General features: G+C 32.6%; 4 protein-coding genes. 2 read left to right on the plus strand and 2 right to left on the minus strand.

Annotated features, from left to right (window positions below):
* Together ACFOW1_RS16970 and ACFOW1_RS16975 are read left to right on the plus strand one after the other, a co-directional pair.
* Positions 1-380: response regulator transcription factor (locus tag ACFOW1_RS16970; protein ID WP_379015943.1), on the plus strand; the 380-nt coding region annotated here is incomplete at its 5' end.
* Between the two features lie 1,521 nt (positions 381-1,901).
* On the plus strand, positions 1,902-2,096 hold the full coding sequence (locus tag ACFOW1_RS16975) for a hypothetical protein (RefSeq protein ID WP_379015947.1): 195 nt from the start codon (positions 1,902-1,904) through the stop codon (positions 2,094-2,096).
* An 846-nt stretch (positions 2,097-2,942) separates the two neighbouring features.
* Here ACFOW1_RS16975 and ACFOW1_RS16980 read toward each other — a convergent pair.
* Together ACFOW1_RS16980 and ACFOW1_RS16985 are read right to left on the minus strand one after the other, a co-directional pair.
* Positions 2,943-3,188 carry a hypothetical protein gene (locus ACFOW1_RS16980; RefSeq protein WP_379015945.1) on the minus strand — a complete coding sequence of 82 codons (246 nt, stop codon included), beginning with the start codon at positions 3,186-3,188 and terminating at the stop codon, positions 2,943-2,945.
* A gap of 28 nt (positions 3,189-3,216) precedes the next feature.
* The coding region (locus ACFOW1_RS16985) for a hypothetical protein (protein ID WP_379015946.1) at positions 3,217-3,585 on the minus strand (369 nt) is incomplete at its 5' end.

Genomic DNA, 3,585 nt, shown 5'->3' on the forward strand with positions numbered 1-3,585 from the left:
CTGCCCTACTGAAAATGTACAACTGTGGTGCTAATGGCTTTATTACCAAAAATAGTCAACCCGATACCTTAGTAGAAGCCATCGAAGAAGTCAGTAAAGGCAACTTTTATTGTAATGTCAATACAGAATATAGGTTTGTGCGAAATGTGTTGTATAAGAATAATCAAGCAATGCAGCCTAATAAACAATTAACCCAACAAGAAGCAGAAGTACTACGTTTATTAACGACAGAACTAACTTATAAACAAATCGCACAAGTAATAGGCGTAGGGCAAAGAACAGTAGAAACCCATAAGCACAATATCTCTATGAAGTTGGATATACATACAAGAGAAGGTCTTATGTTGTATGCTATAAAAACTGGCTTGGTGTCTGTTTAAATTCTTTTATCTGAATTGTTCTAAAGGCAAGAAAATAATTAAGCACTACACTAAGAAACTCTTAATCTATTTGTCTCACAAATCGCCCGTTTTATGAGACTATCTTCCACCCTTTTGTTTTGTGCATGAATGCCTATAAAATTAGTCTCAATAAATGGTATTAAGAATCTAAGTTTCAATATCTTTACATTGACCATTTTTTGAAACTAGTTATATGCGTATTTGGCTACGCAAGAGTTAGTACACAGAGCTGCAAGCACTGGTCAATTTTACCACCAATGAGGTGATTTGGCCGACAATTAATATTCGATTTAAATTAACCACTATAGTCCGGAGCAAATTGATCATTTAAGAAGAAAATTAATTAACATAGTTTGGAACCATAACATTGAGATTAAAAATCGACATTAATGGCAAACAATCCTATCAGCAGGATTAATATTGGATAAATCGTTCTTTTACATTTCCAAGAATATAGTAAACTCAAGATAGCTTAACAAGCAGGTTTATTCCGAAATATAAGAATTCCATCAAAGAATTTATACCTTATAATCTAACCCTTAAAGAGAATAGTGGACTTTGTGATAATGGTTCGGAGAACTTGCTAGTAAAACCAGCAAAAGAGCCTTTAAATAAGCGCTTCCAAATACAATTTAAATCCCTTTTTTTGATTGATAAAGCTTTAAAGAATTGAGACGTTAATCGAAATATTTTATGGAAAGATTAAAACCTAATAGCCGTGATAACTCATGCATCAGCCAGTGTATAGCATTATTCTTCACAGTGGAAATCACAGCTAAATTCTAACATACAAAATAAGCTTACATCTATTGATATATTCGATGTCGTTTTTGCAAGTAATAAGTTAAGTAATATTAACTAGGAAACATGAAAGAAAGAACAAGTAGAAAGATTTGTTTCCATCGTGTGAGAAAGACAGTTGACTTATGTTGAAGCTGCAAAAACCCAAACGAAAGAAGACTATATTTCAATCTAAAAGAATAACTTGCATTACTACGGCTGTGTGCTTAATGCTATTTTTCCCGATAATTTAAAATTAGCCGTCACCAAAAGCAGTAGGTATGAATCTGCCCTGAATGACACCATTTCAGAAATATAAAGGGAGAGTCACATTGAACCGATGAAATCATTACTCGTCTCAAGGATGCGGAATAGCATAAAGACAAAACCACTATATTGCATATTAATAATGAATGTCCCATTAATACATTTAGGTTAAGTTAGAAAATCTTTATTATCATCAATAATACAACATTGATAAGAACCAAAGAATGCATTTTGCTGAATGTACTTATATTTATAAAGCCACATGAACACTGATCACCGGTAATACCGGTAGCGTGAAATATCTTATTATCTAAGCCCTCTGTTACCATGCCTTTGGCATGGAATAAAGTAGTACACTATAATGTACCATAACTTTTATCTAAACTTTACATGAGCCAAGCCGATAGTTCTTAATGCAAAGAAGTTGCAAGGACATACCGGTAAAATCTATTAATACTTTACCACTTTGACTTACAACCTCTTGATGCACAAATCAGGATCGGTACAATTGGAACTTATGGAAGACAATCATGCAAAGGAGCTTTTATCATTACATTACAAGTACCGGTAAATAAATGGTTTTCTATTATTGGAGAACAAACAATCGCAGATGTTATACTTGGCAGAATAATATTTAATGCTCATTGAAAGCAACTCAAAGGAGAATCACCAAGAAAAAAAAGAAATAGTGATAATTAACTTATAGACCACACTTAATAAGTTAGGCAAACTATTAGATTATTGAAATAATTAACGACTAACCTAGTTGAACTTAAAAGCTTCGCCAACATTAAGAAAGGTTATTAACTTTCTCAGGCTTGATATCATTAATTTGATCGGCATTTGCATCATCAACTATTAAAAACATTGAATCAAAAAAATGCTTCGTTATATTAATGTCCATTTGTGTACATACCCTACATCTGTTTACAATTAATCTTTTATAAGGCTGAAATTATCAATAACGCTGAATTCGCATTTATGAAAGTGGTTTAATAAATAAAGAGCGTAACATTTTACATTTGCTTATAAACAACTAAAATTCACATTGCTTTTTATTTTAAAAAGCCTTTCTTAATTACTATGGAATTGTAACTTCTTTTCTATAAATTCCTTAAAAATGAAAATAACTCTTTTCATTTCATACTATTATTTACAATTTCCTAGTAATCATACGTTTTCAATTAAAACCACGTAGAATCATAATAATTCCATGATAAAAAAAGAATGTTTTTTACATAAAACCACGCAAAAACAAATAAAACTTCGTTAAACCACGTAATACTACATAATACCATGTAAACCCACACTATTCTACCGATTTCCACCTCAAACAACTCGTTATGTTTTCTAACCCAAGTTTTAAATAAAATGCTGCTTTATCGATATGGTATATAACTAAAACCCCCACTGAGTTACTAGTGGGGGTTTGGATGATTCGCTTTAATATTTAGTGGAAACTCTTAAGCTACATTTGGCCGGTTGCTGGGGGACTTAGCTTGTTTGCTTTGCTGCTAATAATTTCTCAGATAGGTCTTTATTTGCTTTCTGACTTTGTTGCAAGACATTCTTAAGGCCATCAATATTATTTTTAAGGCTCAAGATTTTTGCATTATTGATTAAATTAACTGACTTCAACTCAAGATTTCGCAATCGCAAATAATATAAAGCACCAATTAAAACAATTGTACAACCACTAAGAATCCAAATGATTTGTGTGTTCTGTTTGGTTATTGCCATTTTTCGAAGATCGGCTGTAAAGAGGTAGTTAGAATGTTTCATATGTAAATGTATTTATGGTGATGAAGTGGGTTTCTTTAAAAGGATTTGTGAGAATTGAAAACCCTCGAAAGTAGCTGGTCATTGAACAGTCAGTGTGTATTTCGTTTCTTATTGCAGTTTCTAAAAATATATCGTAAGCATTTAAATCATCTGTAGATACTGTATTGCCCTTTAGGTCTACCATCTTTATAGCACGCCGGTACATTTCTTTCCAAGCATTGATGGTAGCTCTATCGGCCTTTTTTATCGGACTATTTTTTCGAGTGTGAAAATCTGTCTTGCAGTCCCGGACTGTTCCATCGGTATTCTTGGTGGTTTGGCAGAAAATCCTGCTAGCGTGTTCCCCATCGGCGAT

It is taken from the genome of Parasediminibacterium paludis (genome assembly GCF_042651445.1).
In the GTDB taxonomy this organism is placed as follows: domain Bacteria; phylum Bacteroidota; class Bacteroidia; order Chitinophagales; family Chitinophagaceae; genus Parasediminibacterium; species Parasediminibacterium paludis.